General features: G+C 67.2%; 19 protein-coding genes. 9 read left to right on the top strand and 10 right to left on the bottom strand.

The annotated features are described in order from the left end of the window. Positions 1–7 precede the first annotated feature (7 nt). Positions 8–1339 carry an MFS transporter gene (locus tag WG901_RS15210; RefSeq protein ID WP_339587944.1) on the top strand — a complete coding sequence of 444 codons (1332 nt, stop codon included), beginning with the start codon at positions 8–10 and terminating at the stop codon, positions 1337–1339. A 196-nt stretch (positions 1340–1535) separates the two neighbouring features. Here the strand turns inward: WG901_RS15210 and katG are convergent, their stop codons facing one another. The 4 genes from katG to WG901_RS15190 all read right to left on the bottom strand — a co-directional run bounded on the left by katG (position 1536) and on the right by WG901_RS15190 (position 6361). Continuing rightward, positions 1536–3776, bottom strand: coding sequence for a catalase/peroxidase HPI (gene katG, locus WG901_RS15205; RefSeq protein WP_339587943.1), 2241 nt, complete (start codon positions 3774–3776; stop codon positions 1536–1538). Between the two features lie 124 nt (positions 3777–3900). Further along, on the bottom strand, positions 3901–4518 hold the full coding sequence (locus WG901_RS15200) for a response regulator transcription factor (RefSeq protein WP_339587942.1): 618 nt from the start codon (positions 4516–4518) through the stop codon (positions 3901–3903). 68 nt (positions 4519–4586) lie between these two features. Beyond that, on the bottom strand, positions 4587–4952 hold the full coding sequence (locus tag WG901_RS15195) for a response regulator transcription factor (protein WP_339587941.1): 366 nt from the start codon (positions 4950–4952) through the stop codon (positions 4587–4589). Further along, the gene (locus WG901_RS15190) at positions 4949–6361 is read right to left on the bottom strand and encodes a sensor histidine kinase (protein ID WP_339587940.1); all 1413 of its coding nucleotides are present in this window, start codon (positions 6359–6361) and stop codon (positions 4949–4951) included. The genes WG901_RS15195 and WG901_RS15190 overlap by 4 nt, the downstream gene beginning before the upstream one ends. Before the next feature lie 320 nt (positions 6362–6681). Between WG901_RS15190 and WG901_RS15185 the strand changes: the two genes are divergently transcribed. The 8 genes from WG901_RS15185 to WG901_RS15150 all read left to right on the top strand — a co-directional run bounded on the left by WG901_RS15185 (position 6682) and on the right by WG901_RS15150 (position 14587). Continuing rightward, entirely contained in the window at positions 6682–8214 is a 1533-nt protein-coding gene (locus WG901_RS15185; protein ID WP_339587939.1) for a sensor histidine kinase, read from the top strand. Positions 8215–8310: 96 nt separating this feature from the next. Continuing rightward, on the top strand, positions 8311–9768 hold the full coding sequence (locus WG901_RS15180; RefSeq protein WP_339587938.1) for a catalase: 1458 nt from the start codon (positions 8311–8313) through the stop codon (positions 9766–9768). A gap of 46 nt (positions 9769–9814) precedes the next feature. Then, complete coding sequence (locus tag WG901_RS15175; protein WP_339587937.1) at positions 9815–10507, top strand: hypothetical protein; 693 nt, start codon at positions 9815–9817, stop codon at positions 10505–10507. 25 nt (positions 10508–10532) lie between these two features. Further along, positions 10533–11228, top strand: a complete 696-nt coding sequence (locus WG901_RS15170; protein ID WP_339587936.1) for a dienelactone hydrolase family protein — start codon at positions 10533–10535, stop codon at positions 11226–11228. 44 nt (positions 11229–11272) lie between these two features. Continuing rightward, positions 11273–12103 carry an alpha/beta fold hydrolase gene (locus tag WG901_RS15165; RefSeq protein ID WP_339587935.1) on the top strand — a complete coding sequence of 277 codons (831 nt, stop codon included), beginning with the start codon at positions 11273–11275 and terminating at the stop codon, positions 12101–12103. A gap of 164 nt (positions 12104–12267) precedes the next feature. Next, positions 12268–13068, top strand: coding sequence for an alpha/beta hydrolase (locus WG901_RS15160; RefSeq protein WP_339587934.1), 801 nt, complete (start codon positions 12268–12270; stop codon positions 13066–13068). A gap of 18 nt (positions 13069–13086) precedes the next feature. Continuing rightward, positions 13087–13686, top strand: coding sequence for an NAD(P)H:quinone oxidoreductase (gene wrbA / locus WG901_RS15155; RefSeq protein WP_339587933.1), 600 nt, complete (start codon positions 13087–13089; stop codon positions 13684–13686). Between the two features lie 10 nt (positions 13687–13696). Continuing rightward, the gene (locus WG901_RS15150) at positions 13697–14587 is read left to right on the top strand and encodes an alpha/beta fold hydrolase (protein WP_339587932.1); all 891 of its coding nucleotides are present in this window, start codon (positions 13697–13699) and stop codon (positions 14585–14587) included. A gap of 7 nt (positions 14588–14594) precedes the next feature. Here WG901_RS15150 and WG901_RS15145 read toward each other — a convergent pair whose 3' ends face one another. The 6 genes from WG901_RS15145 to WG901_RS15120 form a co-directional block, all read right to left on the bottom strand. After that, complete coding sequence (locus WG901_RS15145; protein ID WP_339587931.1) at positions 14595–15275, bottom strand: MOSC domain-containing protein; 681 nt, start codon at positions 15273–15275, stop codon at positions 14595–14597. Positions 15276–15299: 24 nt separating this feature from the next. Next, entirely contained in the window at positions 15300–15962 is a 663-nt protein-coding gene (locus tag WG901_RS15140; protein WP_339587930.1) for a hydrolase, read from the bottom strand. A gap of 121 nt (positions 15963–16083) precedes the next feature. Then, a complete protein-coding gene (locus WG901_RS15135; protein ID WP_339588420.1) occupies positions 16084–16578 on the bottom strand; it encodes a peptidase S14 in 495 nt (164 codons plus the stop codon). Between the two features lie 77 nt (positions 16579–16655). Continuing rightward, entirely contained in the window at positions 16656–16955 is a 300-nt protein-coding gene (locus WG901_RS15130) for a hypothetical protein (RefSeq protein WP_339587929.1), read from the bottom strand. An 85-nt stretch (positions 16956–17040) separates the two neighbouring features. Continuing rightward, positions 17041–18750 carry a methyl-accepting chemotaxis protein gene (locus WG901_RS15125; RefSeq protein WP_339587928.1) on the bottom strand — a complete coding sequence of 570 codons (1710 nt, stop codon included), beginning with the start codon at positions 18748–18750 and terminating at the stop codon, positions 17041–17043. Between the two features lie 187 nt (positions 18751–18937). Then, entirely contained in the window at positions 18938–20179 is a 1242-nt protein-coding gene (locus WG901_RS15120) for a cytochrome P450 (RefSeq protein WP_339587927.1), read from the bottom strand. Between the last annotated feature and the right edge of the window lie 9 nt (positions 20180–20188).

Genomic DNA, 20188 nt, shown 5'->3' with positions numbered 1-20188 from the left:
GAACTGCATGACAGGATCGATCGCCGCGTCGAATTCGACGCCTCTGGAACGCGACGCAAGGGCCCTTCACGCCCACGATCGCCCCATCGCGCCGGGCGAAATCGCGATCGGCGTGATCATCGGGCGGACCAGTGAATTCTTCGATTTCTTCGTCTACGCAATCGCATCCGTTCTGGTCTTTCCGTCGCTGATCTTTCCTTTCGTCGATGCCATCACCGGCACGCTCTATTCGTTCGCGCTGTTCGCGCTGGCCTTCGTCGCGCGGCCGGTCGGCACGCTCGTCTTCATGGCGATCGACCGCGCGCACGGGCGCGGAGTGAAGCTGACGATCGCGCTGTTCCTGCTCGGCGGCTCGACCATGGCGATCGCTTTCCTGCCCGCCTATGCCCAGATCGGCAGCGCCGCGATCTGGCTGCTGGCGATCCTGCGCATCGGCCAGGGCGTCGCGCTCGGCGGTGCCTGGGATGGCCTGCCCTCGCTGCTCTCGCTCAACGCGCCGGCCGACCGCCGCGGCTGGTACGCGATGATCCCGCAGCTCGGCGCGCCGCTGGGCCTGATGGTCGCCGCCGCGCTCTTCGCCTTCTTCATGGCCTCGCTCTCGACCGAGGACTTCCTCTCCTGGGGCTGGCGCTATCCGTTCTTCGTGGCCTTCGCGATCAACGTCGTCGCGCTGTTCGCGCGGCTGCGCCTGGTGGCCACGCCCGAATTCCAGGAGCTGTTCGAAAGCCGCGAGCTCCAGCCCTCGCCCGCCTTCGCCACGCTGTTCAGCCAGTGGCGCACGATCGTGCTGGGGGCCTTCGCGCCGCTGGCCAGCTTCGCGCTGTTCCATCTGGTTACGGTCTTCCCGCTCTCCTGGGTGACGCTCTACGGCCGCGAGACTCCGGTCACCTTCCTCGTCATCGAGATCGTCGGTGCGGTGGTCGGCGTGCTGGCCATGCTGGCTTCGGGGCTGATCGCCGACAGGGTCGGCCGGCGCGCGGTGCTCGGCGTCTCGGCCGTGCTGATCGGTGCCTACAGCGGCTTCGCACCGCAACTGCTCGGCGCGGGCAGCCTGGGCGAGATCGTCTACATGATCGCCGGTTTCGCTCTGCTCGGGCTCGCCTTCGGCCAGTCGTCGGGCGCGGTGAACGCCAGCTTCCCCGCCGAGTACCGTTACACCGGCGCCGCGATCGTCGCCAATTCGGCCTGGCTCCTCGGCGCGGGCTTCGCACCACTGGTGGCGCTGTTCCTCGCCAGCGAGTTCGGGCTGTGGTCGGTCGGCGCCTACCTGCTTTCGGGCGCCGCCTGCACGCTCGCCGCGCTCGGCATCAACAAGGAATGGGCGCGCCGGGGGCAGTGACAGTAGATCCTCCCCTGCAAGGGGAGGTGGCATTCCCGCAGGGAATGACGGAGGGGTGTCCCCCCTCTCGATAGCGCGACACCCCTCCACCACTCGCTTCGCGAGCGGTCCCCCTCCCCTTGCAGGGGAGGATCTAGCGCACAAAAAACCCCGCGACGACCGGAGCCATCGCGGGGTTCTTCCTAAAGCCGTCCGATCAGTAGCGGTCGGCGTTCATCACCTTGGTCCAGGCGGCGACGAAGTCGTTCGCGAACATCTGGCCGGCATCGTCCGAACCATAGACCTCGGCCACGGCACGCAGTTCCGAGTTCGAGCCGAAGATCAGGTCGACCGGGGTCGCCGTCCATTCGAGCTTGCCGCTGGCGCGATCGCGGCCCTCGTAGAGCCCCTGATTACTCGCCGACTTGGCCCAGACAGTCTTCATGTCGAGCAGGTTGACGAAGAAGTCGTTGCTGAGCTGGCCCGGCCGCTTGGTGAAGACGCCGTTCGACGATCCACCGGTATTGGCACCGAGCGCGCGCATGCCGCCCACGAGCACGGTCATTTCGGGCACCGTCAGGTCGAGCGCGTCGGCCTTGTCGACGAGCGCCGCGGCGGGCGCGAGCGTCGCATCGGCCGCGTGGTAGTTGCGGAAGCCGTCGGACTTGGGCTCGAGGAAGGCGAAGGAGGCGACGTCGGTCTGCGCCTGGGTGGCATCGACGCGGCCCGGGGTGAACGGCACCGAGACCGCATAGCCGGCCTTGCTCGCCGCCTGCTCGATCGCCGCACCGCCGCCGAGCACGACCAGGTCGGCGATCGACACGCGCTGACCGTCCTTGGCCGCCTTGTTGAAGTCGCGCTGGATCGTCGCGTACTTCGCGAGCACGCGGGCGAGTTCGGCCTTGTCGTTGACCGCCCAGTTGCGCTGCGGATCGAGCCGCAGGCGACCGCCGTTGGCCCCGCCGCGCATGTCGGTGCCGCGGAAGGTCGAGGCCGATGCCCAGGCCGTGCGCACCAGTTCGGGGCCGGTCAGGCCCGAAGCCAGGATCTTGCGCTTGAGATCGGCCACGTCGGCATCGTTGATCGTCGCATAGTCGGCCTTGGGCAGCGCGTCCTGCCAGGCAAAGGTCTGGGTCGGAACGTCCTTGCCGAGATAACGCGCCTGCGGCCCCATGTCGCGGTGGGTCAGCTTGAACCAGGCGCGCGCGAAGGCGGCGGTGAACTCCTCGGGGTTCTTGTGGAACCGCTCGGCGATCCTGCGGAAGCCTGGGTCTTCCTTGATCGCGATGTCGGTGGTGAACATGATCGGCGCGTGGCGCTTGCCCTCGACATGGGCGTCGGGAACGAGGTTGGCCGCGTTCGGATCGGTCGGCGTCCACTGCGTCGCGCCCGAGGGCGCCTTGCTCTTCACCCATTCGAAGCGGAACAGGTTGTCGAGATATTCGTGGGTGAACTGCGCCGGGCTCGAGGTCCAGGCGCCTTCGAGGCCGCTGGTCACCGCATCCTCGGCGTTGCCCTTGCCGCACTTGTTGGCCCAGCCGAGGCCCTGCTGCTCGATGCCCGAGGCGGTGGGATCGGCACCGACGCAGTCGTCGGGCTTGTGCGCGCCGTGCGCCTTGCCGAAGGTGTGACCGCCGGCGATCAGCGCCAGCGTTTCCTCGTCGTTCATCGCCATATTGCCGAAGGCGCGGCGGATGTCGGCGGCGGCGGACAGCGGATCGTGGTTGGCGTTGGGGCCTTCGGGATTGACGTAGATCAGGCCCATCTGCGTCGCGGCCAAAGGCCCGCGCAGGCCGCCCTTCGCGTCGCGGCGCCGGTCTTCCATGAACTTGCGCTCGGGGCCCCAGAAGACGAGGTCGGGCTGCCAGGCGTCGACGCGGCCGCCGGCGAAGCCGACGGTCTTGAAGCCCATGTCCTCGAGCGCGACATTGCCCGAAAGCACCATCAGATCGCCCCAGGACAGCTTGCGGCCGTACTTCTGCTTGATCGGCCAGACGAGCCGGCGCGCCTTGTCGAGGCTGGCATTGTCGGGCCACGAATTGAGCGCCTCGAAGCGCTGCTCGCCACCATCCGAACCGCCGCGACCGTCACCGGCGCGATAGGTGCCGGCCGAGTGCCAGGCCATGCGGATGAAGAAGGGACCGTAGTGACCATAGTCAGCCGGCCACCACGGCTGCGAGGTCTTGAGGACCTTGCGGATGTCCGCCTTGACCGCCTCGAGATCGAGCGTGGCGAACTCCTTGGCGTAGTCGAACTGGTCGCCATAGGGATTGGCGTGGGTTTCGTGCTGGCGCAGCGCCGAGAGATCGAGGCTCTGCGGCCACCAGTCGCGGTTGGTCATCGGCGCGGGCTGGGGCGCGGTCTGGGGCGTTTCCTGCGCTGCAGCCGGGCTGGCCATCATGGCTGGCGCCAGCGCCGCCGCGAGCAATGCGAACAGCGATACCGATGTCTTCGTCATGAAACCCCTCCTGTGCCTTATCGAGGCGCGAAGGGGTAAACCGCGATCACTTCATCGCAAAACCGATGAAAGCGCTCAGAGTTATAGGCGAAATCGATTTGTCGCGAGAACGGCGAAAATCGGGCTAGGCCATTGCCTGGACATTGAGCCGCTCGGCCATCTTCACCAGTTCGGCAAAAGTCCGCGCTTCCATCTTCTTCATCGCCGAGGCGCGATAGAGCTTCACCGTGATCTCACTGAGGCCGAGATCGAAGGCCACTTGCTTGTTCAGGCGCCCGGCGGTGACGAGCCGCATGACCTGCTTTTCCCGCACCGAGAGGGCATCATGCCGAGCGACGAGTTCGGACAGCCCGGCGCTGGCATGGCGTAGCTGGCTGTCGCGCTCGATCGCCGCGCTCACGGCGTCGAGCAGATCCTGATCGCGGAAGGGCTTGGTCAGGAAGTCCACTGCACCCGCCTTCATCGCCCGCACCGACATGGGGACGTCGCCGTAGCCCGTCATCATGACAACCGGCATCGCAATGCCGTGCGTGCTGAGCTGGCTCTGGAATTCTAGCCCGCTGAGCCCCGGAAGGCGCACGTCGAGCAGCAGGCACGAGGGCACGTCGGGCGGGATAGACTGGAGAAATTCGCCGCAGGTCCCGTAACTTATCGCACCGATGCCGACCGATCGAAGCAATGTCGAAATCGCGCCGCGCAGCGACTCGTCGTCGTCGATGATGTGAACGACCGGTTGCTCCATATGCACGACCTATCATCATCCGTTGGTACGATGAAACTGTACCTTGGTTTGTTCGTGACCGCGCCGCGTCAGACCAGGGCGCGCTCGACGCAACCGAGCAGTTCCTCCGCATCGAACGGCTTGGCCAGGAAGCAGATCGCCCCGGCGCCCAGCGCGCGATCGCGCACGGCGGGTTCGGGAAAGGCGGTCATCACGATCACGGGGAGCGCGGGCCACATCTCCGCGAGGATCGCCTGGAGTTCGAAACCGCTGAGCCCGGGCATCTGAATGTCGGTGATCACGCAGGCCGGGGCGACGGCCGGAGGATCGGCGAGGAAATCCTCCGCGGACTTGGCCAGCGCCACGACATAGCCGGCCGAACGAAGCAGATTGGAAAGGCCGGTGCGGATGGCAGGATCGTCGTCGACGACCAGGATAAGAGGCTCGGTAATCATGTCAGGGGGTCGGGCAGCCTTATCTCGAAGCAGGTTCCCATGCCCAGCGTGCTGCGGGCGGAGAGCGTGCCACCATGTGCCTCGATCGCGGTCCGGCAGATGGACAACCCCATTCCCATGCCGCCAGTCCTCGTCGAATAGAATGGCTCGAAGATCCGCCGTAGATCCTCGGCCGCGATGCCGGGCCCCGTGTCCTCAACGGTGATCCGGAACAGGCCCTCGCCGCGCGCGGCCGCGATCATCAGGCGGCGTTCGCGATCGCTCGCACCCATCGCCTGGATGGCGTTGATCATCAGGTTGACGAAGGCCTGTTGCAGGCGAACCGGATCGCAGACGATCTCGCCGAGGTCATCGGCGAGCACCAGGCTGATGCACACCTCGTGGCTGTCGGCCTCGCGGTCGACGAGTTCGAGCGATTCCCGGATGAGGGCCTTGAGGTCACGCCTCTCCTGCGCACGGTCGGCCTTCTGCAGATAGCCACGCGTCCGCTCGATCACCGCGCAGACCCGCTCGACATCGGCGATGACCGCCCCCACCGCGTCCTTGGCTTCGGCGAGATCGGGCGCGGGGCGGTCGAGCCAGCGGCGGCAGGCCGCCGCGTTGGACGAGACGGCGGCCAGCGGCGAGTTGATCTCGTGCGCGATAGAGGCGGTCAGCGCGCCGACCGTGGCGATGCGCTGGGCACGGGCGATCTCGTCGCGCGCCTCGGCCAGCCGCGCCTGATCGCGCTTGTAGCCGGTGATCTCGATCACGCTGACGATGATCTCGCGAAAATCGCCGGTTTCCTTGGGCAGCGCCGCGGTCACGAAACAGTCGAGCGGTTCGCCGTCGCAGCGCTGGATCACGCTTTCGCCGACATAGACCGTGTCGCCGCGCGCAAAGGCGGCCAGCCAGCGGCCGAAGGACGCGATGGAGCCGGGCAGGATCTGAGCCAGGCTGCCGATCAACTGCGCTTCGGAATGGGCGCGCATCAGTCCCACGGTATAGCGATTGACGCCGGTTATCATGACCTGCGCGTGCAAGGCGCGGGCCTCTTCGGGGCGCACGTCGAACCAGGCCGCGATGTCGGTCACGCCGCGTTCGCGCAGCCGCGCGATGGCATCGCCGACCGCCGACCAGTCTTCCTCCCAGATGCTGATCCCGGCACGCCCATAGACCTCGCCATACTTGCGCTCCATCCGTTCGAGCTCGCGCTCGACCTCGAAATGGATGCGCCAGGCGCGGCGGAAGAACCCGATCGAGGCGCCGGCCGCGGCGATGATCGCGAAAAGCGAGGCGACGTGATAACCGTCGGTGTTGAGCAGGACAGCGCCGACCGTGGCGGCGATGCACAGCGAGACCACACCTGCCAGGCTCCAGGCTTGGTGCGCCCACATCGACGGGCGGGTGGAGGCAGCCGTTGTCGTCACCGGATACTCCGAAGGACCGCGCGGCCGCTCACCATAGCTCGCCAGGTTCGATGCGGCTTCGCCGACTATGGCGGAGTCAGCGTAGATAGTCACGGCTTGCGCCGGCATAGGACGGCAGCCTCATAGGAGCGCAAAAGCGCCAACTCGCTGCGATGGACCCGAACGACATAGCCTCTCTCTGGCCGCATCATGCGACAATGAGCCGCCGCGAAGGTATTCCGGTTCGCCGGGGCCGAGCGACTATACGATAGTTTAGTGGACTATGGGCCTTGGAACGGCCCGAGTGAAATCCGGGAAACGCGAGCAATGGTGGACTTCGGATGAGGCAGGTTTTCACGCTTTGGCCGAGCGAAGAGGCCATCACCTCGGACGGCGGCCTCGACGCAGACGGCATGCCGCTGTGGGCCTCACGCAACAAGGAACGGCCCCGCCCGCCGCGCTGGACCAGACCGGACACGCGACGCCTTGCCGTCTTCGCCCTGATCCTCGCGGCAAGCGCGCTGCTGGCCCCGCAGCTGTCCGACGCCCCCCTCGCCACCCTGCTCGTCGCAGGCGTGGCGATCGTCCTCGCCGCCATCGGCCTGCGCGCCCACCGGCGCGCGATCGGCGCGCTGAACGAACAGCTCGACGGCAGCAGGCGCTGGAACGAGATGCTGTTCGAACGGACCGGCATCGCGCTGTGGCGCGAGGACTGGACCGTGGTCCGCGACGAGGTGCTCAAGCTCCTGCGATCGGGCGTGAAGGACATGCAGGCCCATTACGCCACGCGGCCCGATCAGCTTCGCGCCTTGCGCCGGGCGGTGATCATCAACGACGTCAACCGCTTCGCCGCGATCCGCATGGGTGCGCCCGACAAGAAAGACATCGTCGGCCCGCTCGATCGGATCCTGCCCGATACCGACGGCACTTTCGTGCAATGGCTGGTCGCCTTCGCCCGCGGCGACGCGCTCTATCGCTCCGAAACCCACCTGCAGACGCCCGAGGGCCCGGTCAACACGCTGTTCGCCGCCGGTCTGCCGCGCGACATGGACGACTTCGAGAACATCATCGTCAGCGATCTCGACATAACCGAATACAAGGCCGCCCAGGCGCGACTGGCGCAGGCCGAGCTCGAGGTCGCCCGCGCCGCGCGCGTCACGACCATGGGCGCTCTGTCCGCCTCGATCGCGCACGAGGTCAACTCGCCGCTCGCCGCGATCATCGCCAATGCCGAGGCGACGTTGCGCTGGCTGCGCCGCGACGATCCCAACCTCGCCGAAGCGCTCTCGGGCGTCGAGCATATCATCGAGGCCGCGGTGCGCGCCAAGGGCGTGGTCGAGCGGACGCGCGCCTTCCTCGGCAATTCGCCCGCCGACATGCAGCCGCACGACGTCGCCGGGCTGATCCAGGACGCGATCATTCTGGTCGATCGCGAGTTGTGCTCGATGAAGGTGTCGATCCACGTCGATACGACCGATCGCCTGCCGCGCGTGCTGGCCGACCCGATCAACATCCAGCAGGTGCTGATCAACCTCCTGCTGAACGCCGCGCATGCCATGGACGACCGCTCCGGCCCGCGCGACATCACCGTCACCGCCCGGCAGGACGGCGCGCGCGTGCGCATGGAAGTCGCCGACCGGGGCCCAGGCATCGATCCCGAAACGATGAAGCTGATGTTCGAGCCGTTCTATTCGACCAAGGCCGGCGGGATGGGCATGGGCCTGGCGATCTGCCGCACCTGCATCGCCGCGCACGGCGGACGGCTCTGGGCGACGAGCACGGTCGGCGAAGGCGCCCGCTTCCACTTCGACCTGCCGATCGCGGAAGCCGCGCCGGAGCCCGGCGCTACGTATTCGGCCGCCGCACCGGCATAATCCATACTTTGGTTTGGTCTCAGGACCAGCGGGTACAATCGATCCGGCTCGAACCGGCGGTCTATCCTGGCGGCGCACCTCAGACAGGAGCCCGCAATGCCGAGCGACCAGCCTCTATCGCACGCCAATGGCGCACCGGTGGTGGACAATCTCAACACGATGACCGCCGGCGCGCGCGGCCCCGCCCTGCTCCAGGACATCTGGCTGATCGAGAAGCTCGCGCATTTCGACCGCGAAGTGATCCCCGAGCGACGCATGCACGCCAAGGGCTCGGGCGCCTATGGCACCTTCAAGGTCACACACGACGTCTCCGCCTTCACCAAGGCCAAGCTGTTCGCCGAAATCGGCAAGCAGACGCCGATATTCGTGCGCTTCTCCACCGTCGCCGGCGAGCGCGGCGCGGCCGATGCCGAGCGCGACATCCGCGGCTTCGCGATCAAGTTCTACACCGAGGAGGGCAACTGGGACCTCGTCGGCAACAACACGCCCGTGTTCTTCTTCCGCGATCCGCTGCGCTTCCCCGATCTCAACCACGCGGTGAAGCGCGACCCGCGCACGGGCCTGCGCAGCGCGCAGAACAACTGGGACTTCTGGACGCTGCTGCCCGAGGCGCTGCACCAGGTGACGATCGTCATGTCCGAGCGCGGCATTCCCAAGTCCTATCGCCACATGCACGGCTTCGGCAGCCACACCTTCAGCATGATCAACGCCGCCGACGAGCGCGTCTGGGTCAAGTTCCACTATCGCTGCCAGCAGGACATCGAGAACCTGACCGACGCCGAGGCGGCGACGCTGATCGGCGGAGACCGCGAGAGCCACGGCCGCGACCTGCTGGAAGCGATCGACGCGGGCGACTTCCCCAAGTGGACGCTGTTCATCCAGGTCATGACCGAGGCCCAGGCCAAGACCCATCGCCACAATCCGTTCGACCTGACCAAGGTCTGGCCCAAGGCCGACTATCCGCTGATGCCGGTCGGCGAGTTCGCGCTCGACCGCAATCCCGACAACGTCTTTGCCGAGGTCGAGCAGGCGGCCTTCTCGCCGGCCAACGTCGTGCCGGGCATCGGCTTCTCGCCCGACCGGATGTTGCAGGCGCGGCTGTTCTCCTACGGCGACGCGCAGCGGTACCGGCTCGGCGTCAACCACCTGCATATCCCGGTCAACGCGCCCAAGTGCCCGTTCCATTCCTATCACCGCGACGGCGCCATGCGCACCGACGGCAATCTCGGCGCGACGCTGAGCTACTATCCGAACGGCGCCGGAGTCTGGCGCGACAGCCCCGAACTGTCCGAGCCCGGCCTTCCCCTCGACGGCCCCGCGGCGCACTGGGATCACCGTGTCGACAACGATCACTGGGAGCAGCCCGGCGATCTCTTCCGGCTGATGACGCCCGGCCAGCAGCAGGCGCTGTTCGAGAACACCGCGCGGCAAGTCGGCGGGGCCTCGCTCGAGGTGCAGCAACGCCACGTCGACAACTGCACGCGCGCCGATCCCGCCTATGGCGCCGGCGTCGCTCGCGCGCTGGGCCTCGATGTCGCCGTCGCCGCCGAATGATCGCCGAAATGCCAGGGAGCCTGCCATGAAACGCCTCCGTTCCACAATGACCGCAACCCTCGCGCTGGCGAGCGTCCCCGCCTTCGCCCAGCACGCCGGGCACATCGCTTCGCCCCCGAACGAGAAGATCGACGCCGCCTTCGACATCGTCCGCACCGAGGTGAAGAGCGAGGGACCCGACGTGGTCTTCCGCGTGCAGGTGCGCGGCAAGGCCGGGACGATCCGGCCGAAGCCGACCGGGCAGTTCGCGGGCAGCGCGGTCTATTCCTACGTCTGGCCGACCAGCCTCGACAGCGCCGGCGTCGGCTTCGAGAGCAAGCAGGGCATCCTCGCCCTGGCGGTGACCTTCCATCCCGATTTCGACGACGCGGCAGACGGCGGCGCCAATCGTCATGTCTGGCACCCGCACTGGGTCGTGCTCGTGCCCGACGACGCCTGCGGCAAGGGCTCGCTCAAGGTGAAGGACATTCCCGCCGGAACCACGCCGAAGGTGCCGGCCACCTGGCCCAAGGTGCCACTGCTGATCGACAGCCCGACCTATCCGACCACGCTGGCGACCGACACCGTCGAAGTCCGGGTTCCCGCCCCGGTGATCGGCGCGACCGCCGGGGTGAAGTTCGACGGGGTGACCTCCGCGCTCAAGGTCAACGCCAACCTGCACGCACCGCTGCTGTGCATCTCGAACGTGTTCGACGTCGCCTCGGGCGACCTCAGCCTGCCCGGCACGATCGCGCGCTGAACACGCGCGCAACTGGAGACCGACCATGGGAGACTATCTGACCATCGCCGTCGCCGACGGTTCATTCCAGGCCTTCGTCGAGCGACCGGCCGCGGACACCGCACCGATGGTGATCGTGCTCCACGAAGTGTTCGGCGTGAACGACGACATCCGCGCAAGCTGCCGCGAACTGGCCGACCGCGGCTTCATCGCGCTCGCGCCAGACCTGTTCTGGCGCCAGGAGCCGGGCCTGGCGCTTTCGCACTGGACCGAAGCCGAATGGCAGAAGGGCCTCGCGCTCTATCAGGCCTATGACCGCGATCGCGGCGCGCAGGACATCGCCGACGTGATCCACTTTGCGCGCGCGCTGGACGGCGCCTCGGGCAAGGTCGGCGTCATGGGCTATTGCCTCGGCGGGCTTATGACCTTCCTCACCACAGCGCGTCATGGCGCCGACGCGAGCGTCGCGTACTATCCGGGTTCGGCCGAGGACTACCTGGCCGAGTCGGACAAGGTGGAGACACCGATGATCGTGCATCTGGCCGAGCAGGACGAATTCATCACCCCCGCCGCGCAGACCGCGATCCACGGCGCCTTCGCCGACAATCCGCAGGTCGAGGTCTTCGCCTATCCCGGTTGCCACCACGCCTTCGCGCGTCACACCGGCGTCCATTTCGACGCCGATGCAGCCGCGCTCGCCAATGGCCGCACCTGGAGCTTCCTGCGCGAACGCCTCGCCTGAAAATCCCGAGCCGCCTCCCCCTTCGTCACACAAGGACGCAGACCATGCCTTTCATCGAAACCGCCGACGGCACCGAAATCTACTACAAGGACTGGGGACCGAAAGAGGCCACGCCGATCGTGTTCCACCACGGCTGGCCGCTGACCGCCGACGACTGGGACAACCAGATGATGTTCTTCCTGGCCGATGGCTATCGCGTCATCGCGCACGATCGGCGCGGGCACGGGCGATCGACCCAGACCTGGACGGGCAACGAGATGGACACCTACGCGGCCGACGTCGCCGCGCTGACCGACGAACTCGATCTCAAGGGCGCGATCCACATCGGCCATTCGACCGGCGGCGGCGAGGTCGCGCACTATGTCGCGCGGGCCAAGCCCGGCCGCGTCGCCAAGGCCGTGCTGATCGGCGCGGTGCCGCCGGTCATGGTACGGTCGGACGCGAACCCCGGCGGTCTGCCGATCGAAGTGTTCGACGGCTTCCGCAAGGCGCTCGTCGACAACCGTGCACAGTTCTTCCTCGAGATCCCGAGCGGGCCGTTCTACGGCTACAATCGCCCCGGCGCGAAGGTCGACCAGGGCGTGATCCAGAACTGGTGGCGGCAGGGCATGATGGGCGGCGCCAAGGCGCACTACGACTGCATCAAGGCCTTCTCCGAGACCGACTTCACCGAGGATCTCAAGACGATCGAGGTGCCGACCCTCGTCATGCATGGCGATGACGACCAGATCGTGCCTTACGCCGATTCCGCGCCGCTCTCGGCCGAACTGCTCAGGAACGGCACGCTCAAGACCTATCGCGGCCTGCCGCACGGCATGTGCACGACCCATCCCGACGTGGTGAACGCCGACCTGCTGGCCTTCGTCCGCGGCTGACCGAGCCCCCCGCGCGGGCCCGGCCGCATCCCCGGCCGGGCCCGCCAAAGCTTGCCGACCAAACCTTCGTCTAGGCGTCTTGAGCCAAAACGAACGGCTAGCATGCGCCGCTGCCGAATTCGGGCGGCGTCCCCCGCGCCGAGGCGCGCGACAGGAGAACTACGATGTCGAAGACGATCGTCCTCATCCACGGCGCCTGGCTGAATTCGCGGAGCTGGGAGGGCTTCAAGGCGCGCTACGAAGCCGCCGGCCATACGGTGATCGCGCCCGACTGGCCCTATGACGATCGTCCGCCCGAAGAGCTGCGCCAGTCTCCTGCTCCCGAGCTCGCGCGGCTGTCGCAGCGGCAGATCGTCGACCACTACCAGCGTATCATCGAAGCCCTGCCCGAGGAACCGATCCTGATCGGCCACTCGCTGGGCGGCGTCATCGTCCAGCACCTGCTCGACCGCGGGCTGGGCCTGGCCGGCGTCTCGATCGACCCGGCGCCGACGCCCGGCGTGCCACTCCATCCCCACGCGATCCGCTCGGCCCTGCCGGTGTTCATCGACCCGCTGTCCTGGCGCAAGGCCAAGGTCATGTCGCGCAAGTTCTTCGCCACGCGCTTCGCGCAGACCGCACCGGCCGCGCGCGTCGACGCGCTCTACGATCGTTACATCGTGCCGACCCCGGGCCGGGTCTACTGGAACGGCGTGATCGGCGCGATGTCGATCCGCTGGGACAATCCCGACCGGGCCCCGCTGCTGCTGATCGGCGGCGAGATCGACCTCATCGCCGACGCCTCGATGACCGAGGCGATCTACGACAAGCAGAAGCGCGCACCGTCGAAGACCGAGCTGCGGATATTCCCCGGCCGGTCGCACTGGACCTGCATCGACGATGGCTGGGAAGAGGTCGCCGATACCGCCCTGAGCTGGGCCCTCGCCCATGCCCGCGCGCCCCGATCGGCGCCGATCGCCGCCTGACCCCACCAAGGAGCCACCATGAGCAAGATCCTCGTCCTCTACTATTCGACTTACGGCCACGTCGAAGCCCTTGCCAATGCCGTCGCCGAGGGTGCTCGCCAGGAAGGCGCCCACGTCACGGTCAAGCGCGTCCCCGAAACCGCGCCGATCGAGGTCGCGCGCAATGCCGGCTTCAAGCTCGACCAGGACGCCCCGGTCGCGACGATTGGCGAACTCGAGGACTACGACGCGATCGTCATCGGCGCGCCGACGCGGTTCGGCCGCATGCCCTCGCAGATGGCGGCCTTCCTCGACCAGGCCGGCGGCCTCTGGGCGCGCGGCGCGCTCAACGGCAAGGTCGGCGCGGCCTTCACCTCGACGGCGACGCAGCACGGCGGGCAGGAGACGACCTTGTTCTCGATCATCACCAACCTGCTGCACTTCGGCATGACGATCGTCGGCCTGCCCTACAGCCACCAGGGCCAGATGAGCATCGACGAGATCGTCGGCGGCGCGCCCTATGGCGCGACGACGGTGGCAGGCGGCGACGGCTCGCGCCAGCCGAGCGAAATCGACCTCGCGGGCGCGCGACACCAGGGCGGCATCGTCGCCCTGGTCGCCGGCAAGCTGTTCGGCTGAGGCGGCCATGATGAAAACCGCCATACTCGCGACGCTGCTAGCCTTCGCTGCGACGCCGACCCTCGCCTGGGCCGGCGCGGTCGACGCGCCCACCCGCTTCGTCGAGGCCGAGGGTCGCCGCCTCGCCTATCGCGCGGTCGGCACCGGCCGGCCGCTGATCCTGGCGCTGCGCTTCCGCGGGACGCTCGATTCCTGGGATCCGGCCTTCATCGACGCACTGGCCAAGGACTTCCGCGTCATCACCTTCGAATACAGCGGCATCGGCCGCTCGACCGGCGCACGCGCGGGGACGATGGAAGCCATGGTCGACGACGTCCGCGACCTGGCCGACGGGCTCAAGATCGACCGCTTCGTGCTCGGCGGCTGGTCGATGGGCGGTGCCGTGGTCCAGGAAGCCGCAACGCGGATGCCCGATCGCGTCTCGCATCTCGTGGTCATCGCCGCGGGACCGCCGGGGCAGGCGTTCTGGGTGCCCGAGAAGGCCTTCCTCGACGCCGCTTCCAAGCCGGTCAACGATCTCGCCGACGAGGAAGTGCTGTTCTTCCGCCCCTCGTCCGAAGTCAGCCGCGCCGCAGCCAAGGCCTCGTGGGACCGGATCCACGCGCGCACCGGCGATCTCTCGCCGCCGGTCATCCCCGCCGCCTTCGCCGACCAGGCCAAGGCAGTGGCCGATTTCCGCGCCGATACGCACGGGGTCAGCCAGTTCCTCTTCACCACGCGCATGCCGATCCTGGTGGTCGCCGGCGATCGCGACGTCTGCTGCCGGGTCGAGGACTGGTTCGCGCTCAGCGGCCGGCTCGCGACCACGCGATTGCTGGTCATGCCCCAGGCCGGCCACGGGCCACAGCATCAGTATCCCGAGGAAGTCGCGGCGCAGATCGCGGTTTTCGCCAAGCCCTGACCCGCGATCATTCACCCTTGAGGCGACGGTCCCAGTCTTCGACTTCGCCGCGCTGCAGCCGCGCCTGGCCGATCTCGCGCCAGCGTTCGGGCAGGTGTTCGAGCGCGATCATGGCGGCCAGCGCCTCGCGGTCCAGCACGTCTACGTAGAGCAGGCGCCAGAGCCGCGCGATCGTCCAGTCGGGCGCGCGCCGCTCGACCAGTTCCAGCGCATCGCCGGGCGCGACCAAGCCCGGCTCGATCACGCGATAGTACCAGCCCGTGCGGCCCGACTGCTGCATCCGCAGCGCCATGTCCTTCACCCCGAAGCGCAGGTTGAGGCGGAAACAGGGCTGGCGACCCTGGCTGACCTCGACCAGCGCCGTGCCCAGGCGAAAGCGATCGCCCACCGCGACCTCGTTCTCGGTCAAGCCCGACGTCGCGACGTTCTCGCCGAAAGCGCCCGGCCGAGCGAGCAGGTCCACCGCCTCGACTTCGTCGCGCCAGGCCGCATAGTGCTCCTGCGGATAGTGGTGCACGGCCTTGTCGGGTCCGCCATGATGGCGGGTGTCGCCCTGCTCGTCGCCGACGAAACCCAAGGTTTCGAGGCGGATCTGCCGGTCGACGGCCTGCTTGGCGATGCCGCTCGCGATGCCCTTGGGCCCCAGCGGGCGCACCGCCCCGATCAGAACATCGTCCACCCGGATCATTTCGGTCCTCTTGTGCACCCGAGCCTAGCCGTGGCCGCCCTCCGCGGCGCCGAACATGGTCTTGGCATAGACGATGCCGATGCCATAGCCCCCGGCATATTTGCGCGCGATGCCCGTGGTCAGCCCATAGGTTTCGCCGCGCGCCCAGTCGCGCTGGAGCTCGAGCAGGTATTGCAGCGCCGTCAGCGGCCGCGCGCCCGCCTGGATCATGCGATCGATCGCGCGATCGTGCGCTTCGGCCGAAACGTCGCCGCAGATGTCGCTGACGAAATAGACCTCGAAACCCTGTTCGAGCGCGGACAGCACCGGGCCGACGATGCAGACCGAGGTCCAGAGCCCGCCGATCACGACTCTCGGCTTGCCGATGGCGTTAAACGCCGCGACGAAATCGGCGTCTTCCCAGGCGTTCATCGTCGTCCGGTCGATCACGCGCCGATCGGGAAAGGCCGCAAGGATCTCGTCGAAGATCGGTCCCGAAAAGCTCTCCGCCGCCACTGTCGTCAGGATCGTCGACACGCCGAAGCCCGCCGCCGCTTCGGCGACCAGGCCGGCGTTGAGGCGCAGCACGGCGACGTCCTGCGAGCGCACGGGAAAGGCCATCTGCGATTGATGATCGATCAGCACGAGCGCGTGATCGCCTGGCGTGAGCAGCGACTTTGCGGGCGTGGCGACGGCGGTGACGGTCATCGGGCTCTCCTCGCGGGTCGGAAGCGCCCCCGCGCCAGGATGATCGATGAGAGCGCCCGATGCGCCAACCTGTCCCCGCGCGTGGGATCGGCATACCTTGGTATGGGAGATGCGCCGGCTGCTAGAGCACCGCTTCGATCAGCCCGAGCCGTTGCGCCTCGCTTGCTTCGATGTACCAGTTCGACGGCGCCTTGCGCAGCACCTCGTCCATCGTGACGTTCGATCCGTAGATCAGGTTCCGGAAGCCTTCGTTCTGGATCTTAATCGACGCCTGGATCTCGTTGAGCGTCGCTTCGACCGAGGCGATGCAGGTGGTCAGCGGCCCCTCGATCTGCAGCGTCTTGGTCAGCTTTCGCTCGTGGATCATCAGCCGCGTACCGCGCGTGAGATAGCGGTTCTCGCGCGCGAAGAACGACATGAAGGTCGTGCCCGCCGAATAGATCGCGGCCTTGCCCAGGAACACGATCCGCCGCTGTGGCGAAACTTCGCTGTGGAAGCGGACGTCCTCGCCCATCATGCGCGCCACTTCGGGATCGCCGCCGAGGGTGGAAAGCTCGATCGTCACCAGGCCCTCCTGGGCGCAGAGGTCGAGCTGCTGCCGGAAGGTCTGATACATGGCATAGTCTACCGTGCCGGACAGCCGGACCGACGGCGCCCGGAAATCGACATTGGTCAATCGCACGGGAGTGCCCGTCAGCCGCAGTTCATGCCGGAGATCGGACTGCCGACCGCCAGGGCCGGAAGCAGCCGCCGCGGCGCTCTGGCCGCCATCGGCTGCTCGGATCCCTTCGCGGCATCGAGCGCCACGGGAACGCACTGCGCTTCGAGGAAAGCCTGACGCACGAGCCGTTGCTCGGTCTGGACGCGATGCCGCGCGATGGCTTGGCAGAGCGGGCCATCGTCATCGAGCCGATACCAGAAACCCGAAATGTCGGCCAAGGCCTCCCGCAAGGCCAAGGCGGCTTCTCTATCGGCGGTCGTCACAACCTGCATTCGCGCTCACTCCGTCGGGTATGACGGAATAACTCGTTGAACTGCAGGCAGTTCCTCCGCTCGTCGCAGCGACTGCCTGCGACGATCAGGCGGCCTTTGCGAGGGCGAAACGGCCGACCAGCTCGGTCAGATTGTTCGCCGCGTGATCGAGATTCCGGGCTGCGGCGTGGCTCTGTTCGACCATCGCGGCGTTCTGCTGGGTTACGCGATCCATCGCCGACATGATGCTGTTGGTTTCGCGCAGACGCGTCGACTGCTCGCTCGCCGCCTGCGAAATGTCCATCACCGTCCCGGTCACGCTTTCGACGCTGCCGCTGATCCGCTCGAGCACGCTGCCCGCGCGCCGCACCATCGCGACGCCGGTGCCGACCTGCTGGGTGCTGCTCTCGATCAGCGTGCGGATGTCGGTCGCCGCGTCGGACGAACGCTGCGCGAGCGCGCGCACTTCGCTGGCCACCACGGCGAAGCCGCTGCCTGCCTGGCCCGCACGCGCGGCCTCTACGCCGGCGTTGAGCGCCAGCAGGTTGGTCTGGAATGCGATGGAATCGATCACCGAGATGATCTGGCCGATCTGCGCGGTCGACTGTTCGATGTTGGACATGGCGCCCACCGCCTGGCGGACGATGTCGGTGCCCTCGCTGGCCACGGCCACGGCGTCGCAGGTGCCCTGGTGGGCCATCCGGGCATTCGCCGCGGTGCTGCCGACGGCCGTCGTCAGCGCGTCCACGGCCTCGGCGGCACTGGCCAGTTCCGATGCGTGGTGTTCGGTGCGCTGCGCCAGATCGGCCGAAGCCTGGCTGATCTCGCCCGAGCCGCCGCGGATGTTGTTCGCCGCTTCGGCGACCGCGATCATCGTATCGTGCAGGCGCGTGATCGCCGCGTTGAAGTCCGAGCGCACGCCTTCGTAGCCGGCGCCGAGATCGGGCAGGTTGACCGTCAGGTCGCCGCCCGCGAGCTTGCGCAGCGATTGCCCGACGACGTCGACCATGCGCGCCATGTCCTGGTCGGACTGGACCTTCGAGCGGCTGGTCTCGCGCAATTGCTCGGCCGCGCGGGCAAGTTTGCCGAGTTCGTCCTGACGGCTCGAATGCAGCACCTCGACGTTGAAATCCTGGCGCGAGATCCGCGAAATGGCTTCCGCCATGATGCCCAGTTCGCTGCCGATCGTGCGCTTGATGACGCGCGCCAGCACGAAGGAGGCCATGCCCGCGAGCGCGGCGATGGCGATCGTGATCGCCATGGTCAGCATGGAGAGCTGCTCCTGCTGCTTGGCGATGACCGCCGCCTGCGCAATAACCGGCTTGCGGATCTCTTCGATCTTGGCATCGACGACGTCGCCGGCAGCGACGATCGCGGCGGCGCCTTCGGCATCGGCCGGACCGGCCGCCATCACACCGTCAACGGTCTTCACATATTCGGCGGCGCCGGCTTCGACCTCGCGCACGAGCTGGTGCTCGGAGGCGTCGAGAACGGTTTGGGTTTCCTTGAGCGACGTGCCGAAATCGGTGGCATTGCCGCGATAGCTTTCGAGCGTTTCGGGGCTGCGCAGCAATGCGTAGCGGAAGGCGTCGCGCTCAAGCGAGGTGAAGTCCTTTTCGAGCAGCGCGATCTTGAGCGCCTGCTCGGCAACGCGGTTGTCTTCCTGGCCCATCCGCCAGCTCAGCCCCGCACCCATCGTAATCGCCACGATCAGGCACGCGCTCAGCACAAGCGCCGCGATCACCTGGAAGTTCAGCCGCTGCGCAATCGGCATGCGGACGAACCAACGGTCGAGGAAGTTGTCGGATTGCTGCACGATATGAGTGTCCATCTGCCTGGCCGCGCCGCGCGCAACACCGTCATCCCATAGACACGAAGATGGTTAACGAATCGCCGTCCGCCCGCCCGCGTGGACTCCCTAGGACATCCCAGCCCGACGCGAGAGCCCCGAAGCCGTGCTGGGTTTCGCCATTATGAACCACATGTCGCAAAGGTGATTTTGGTTAATGCGCGACTTCGGAGACCTTGGCCTCGGCGGGATCGAACGCGATCGGTAGCCCCTTGATCCCCCAGGTGCCCGGATAGGGCCGCCAGCCGGCCGGCCCCGTCGAGCGCAGGTTGGTGATGCGCTGGGCGATCAGGTGCAGGCCTTCCTCGAGCTGCGCCTTGGCGATGTATTGGCCGAGGCAGATGTGCGCGCCAAGACCGAACGGGATCGGCGGGTTGGTGTGGACGCGGTCGGGATCGAAGGTTTCCGCATTTTCGGCAACGCGGGGATCGCGGCCGATAACGTTGAGCGGGAACCAGATCATGCTGTCCTTCGGCAGCACGACGCCGCGGTATTCCCAGTCGCGGCCGAGCATGCGCAGCGCCGGCGCCGTGCTCATGTGGCGGAAGGTCTCGCGGATGACCTTGCGGCAATAGTCGATCGATTCGCCGCAGCGCGCGAACATTTCGGGCCGGTCGGCGAGCAGAGACATCATGATCGTCAGGATGTTCTTCGAGGTGTCATAGCCCGCCACGAACAGGAAGATCAGGATGTTCTCGAGCTCGGCATCGTCGAGGCCGCCCTCCTCCTGGTTCTTGAGCAGCAGGTCGAGCAGGTCCTCGGTGTCGGACAGGCGCTTGCCCGCGCGGCGGTCGGCGACGAACTGGCCGACGAACTTCTCGAGCACGAGGGTCGCTTCCTCAAGCTGCGGCAGGAAGTTCGGATCCATGCAGACGCTGAGCCCCAAGGTCTCGAGCGAGGAACGGATCGGCTGGATGGCTTCGGGGGATTGCCCGATCAGCCGGCACATGACGGTGATCGGGAAGTAGGAGGCGAATTCCTCGAAGTCGAACCCACCCTTGGGCACCCATTCGTCGAGCAGGTCGGAGATCACCTCGCGCATCACGTCGCGGTTCTTGTTCGCCTGCCGCGGGGTGAACGAGGGCGCGAGAATCGCGCGCAGCCGCTGGTGCTTGTCACCGCTGATCGCCAGCATGTGGTTGGTCTGGAAGCGCCCCCAGGCCGTGCCGTGCGCCTGCATCACGTCGAGCAGGCCGCCATAGGGCGGCGCGTACTGGTCCTCGCTATGAAAGAACTCGCGGATCGCCTTGTAGTCGTTGATCAGATAGCCGAACGGCGAGGTCGCCAGCCAGGGGTGCTGTTCGCGCGCCGCGGCGAAGTGCGGATAGGGATCGGCGGCGAACCAGTCCTGGCCGATGTCGAGGAAAGGCAGGTCGAGTTCGGTCGCGCGGGGCATGGGATTCAC

The sequence above is a fragment of the Novosphingobium anseongense genome (assembly GCF_037482895.1).
Taxonomy (GTDB): domain Bacteria; phylum Pseudomonadota; class Alphaproteobacteria; order Sphingomonadales; family Sphingomonadaceae; genus Novosphingobium; species Novosphingobium anseongense.
Note: the sequence above shows the minus strand (reverse complement) of the source record. Positions and strands in the feature narration are given on the sequence as shown.